This window comes from Streptomyces sp. NPDC049585 (assembly GCF_040675615.1).
In the GTDB taxonomy this organism is placed as follows: Bacteria; Actinomycetota; Actinomycetes; order Streptomycetales; family Streptomycetaceae; genus Streptomyces; species Streptomyces luteosporeus.
In genome coordinates, this window is sequence record NZ_JBFAPE010000073.1 from 1 (window position 1) to 2916 (window position 2916).

The following is a 2916-nucleotide window of genomic DNA, read 5'->3' on the forward strand; positions in this document are numbered from 1 at the left end:
GTACCCGCAGGAAGAGAAAACAACCGTGATTCCGGGAGTAGTGGCGAGCGAAACTGGATGAGGCCAAACCGTATGTGTGTGATACCCGGCAGGGGTTGCGCATGCGGGGTTGTGGGATCTCTCTTTCATGGTCTGCCGGCCATGAGACGAGTCAGAAACCGTTGATGTAGGCGAAGGACATGCGAAAGGTCCGGCGTAGAGGGTAAGACCCCCGTAGCTGAAACATTGACGGCTCGTTTGAGAGACACCCAAGTAGCACGGGGCCCGAGAAATCCCGTGTGAATCTGGCGGGACCACCCGCTAAGCCTAAATATTCCCTGGTGACCGATAGCGGATAGTACCGTGAGGGAATGGTGAAAAGTACCGCGGGAGCGGAGTGAAATAGTACCTGAAACCGTGTGCCTACAAGCCGTGGGAGCGTCGCGTTGAGCCTTGTGCTCAACGTCGTGACTGCGTGCCTTTTGAAGAATGAGCCTGCGAGTTTGCGGTGTGTTGCGAGGTTAACCCGTGTGGGGAAGCCGTAGCGAAAGCGAGTCCGAATAGGGCGATTCAGTAGCGCGCTCAAGACCCGAAGCGGAGTGATCTAGCCATGGGCAGGTTGAAGCGGAGGTAAGACTTCGTGGAGGACCGAACCCACCAGGGTTGAAAACCTGGGGGATGACCTGTGGTTAGGGGTGAAAGGCCAATCAAACTCCGTGATAGCTGGTTCTCCCCGAAATGCATTTAGGTGCAGCGTCGTGTGTTTCTTGCCGGAGGTAGAGCACTGGATAGGCGATGGGCCCTACCGGGTTACTGACCTTAGCCAAACTCCGAATGCCGGTAAGTGAGAGCGCGGCAGTGAGACTGTGGGGGATAAGCTCCATGGTCGAGAGGGAAACAGCCCAGAGCATCGACTAAGGCCCCTAAGCGTACGCTAAGTGGGAAAGGATGTGGAGTCGCAGAGACAACCAGGAGGTTGGCTTAGAAGCAGCCACCCTTGAAAGAGTGCGTAATAGCTCACTGGTCAAGTGATTCCGCGCCGACAATGTAGCGGGGCTCAAGCGTACCGCCGAAGTCGTGTCATTACAGCATAAGGACCAACGTCTGCTGTGATGGGTAGGGGAGCGTCGTGTGCCGGGTGAAGCAGCCGTGGAAACGAGTTGTGGACGGTTCACGAGTGAGAATGCAGGCATGAGTAGCGATACACACGTGAGAAACGTGTGCGCCGATTGACTAAGGGTTCCTGGGTCAAGCTGATCTGCCCAGGGTAAGTCGGGACCTAAGGCGAGGCCGACAGGCGTAGTCGATGGACAACCGGTTGATATTCCGGTACCCGCTTTGAAACGCCCAATATCGAATCAGGCGATGCTAAGTCCGTGAAGCCGCCCTGGATCCTTCGGGTGAAGGGGAGTGGTGGAGCCGACGAACCAGACTTGTAGTAGGTAAGCGATGGGGTGACGCAGGAAGGTAGTCCAGCCCGGGCGGTGGTTGTCCCGGGGTAAGGGTGTAGGCCGTGTGGTAGGCAAATCCGTCACACGTTAAGGCTGAGACCTGATGCCGAGCCGATTGTGGTGAAGTGGATGATCCTATGCTGTCGAGAAAAGCCTCTAGCGAGTTTCATGGCGGCCCGTACCCTAAACCGACTCAGGTGGTCAGGTAGAGAATACCGAGGCGTTCGGGTGAACTATGGTTAAGGAACTCGGCAAAATGCCCCCGTAACTTCGGGAGAAGGGGGGCCACGCCTGGTGATGAGTTTTGCACTCTGAGCTGGGGGTGGCCGCAGAGACCAGCGAGAAGCGACTGTTTACTAAAAACACAGGTCCGTGCGAAGCCGTAAGGCGATGTATACGGACTGACGCCTGCCCGGTGCTGGAACGTTAAGGGGACCGGTTAGCTTGGATTCGTCCAGGCGAAGCTGAGAACTTAAGCGCCAGTAAACGGCGGTGGTAACTATAACCATCCTAAGGTAGCGAAATTCCTTGTCGGGTAAGTTCCGACCTGCACGAATGGCGTAACGACTTCTCGACTGTCTCAACCATAGGCCCGGTGAAATTGCACTACGAGTAAAGATGCTCGTTTCGCGCAGCAGGACGGAAAGACCCCGGGACCTTTACTACAGCTTGATATTGGTGTTCGGTTCGGCTTGTGTAGGATAGGTGGGAGACTGTGAAGCATGCACGCCAGTGTGTGTGGAGTCGTCGTTGAAATACCACTCTGGTCGTGCTGGATGTCTAACCTGGGTCCGTGATCCGGATCAGGGACAGTGTCTGGTGGGTAGTTTAACTGGGGCGGTTGCCTCCTAAAGGGTAACGGAGGCGCCCAAAGGTTCCCTCAGCCTGGTTGGCAATCAGGTGTTGAGTGTAAGTGCACAAGGGAGCTTGACTGTGAGACCGACGGGTCGAGCAGGGACGAAAGTCGGGACTAGTGATCCGGCGGTGGCTTGTGGAAGCGCCGTCGCTCAACGGATAAAAGGTACCCCGGGGATAACAGGCTGATCTTCCCCAAGAGTCCATATCGACGGGATGGTTTGGCACCTCGATGTCGGCTCGTCGCATCCTGGGGCTGGAGTCGGTCCCAAGGGTTGGGCTGTTCGCCCATTAAAGCGGTACGCGAGCTGGGTTTAGAACGTCGTGAGACAGTTCGGTCCCTATCCGCTGTGCGCGTAGGAGTCTTGAGAAGGGCTGTCCCTAGTACGAGAGGACCGGGACGGACGAACCTCTGGTGTGCCAGTTGTTCTGCCAAGGGCATGGCTGGTTGGCTACGTTCGGGAGGGATAACCGCTGAAAGCATCTAAGCGGGAAGCCTGCTTCGAGATGAGGACTCCCACCCACTTGATGGGGTAAGGCTCCCAGTAGACGACTGGGTTGATAGGCCAGATATGGAAGCCGGGTAACCGGTGGAGTTGACTGGTACTAATAGGCCGAGGGCTTGTCCATA

Annotated in this window: 1 rRNA gene; it reads left to right on the plus strand. The window is 56.5% G+C overall.

Annotation, left to right across the window (positions count from 1 at the left end):
• A 23S ribosomal RNA gene (locus AB0K17_RS30690) occupies window positions 1-2915 on the plus strand; the annotation flags it as partial.
• Between the last annotated feature and the right edge of the window lies 1 nt (window position 2916).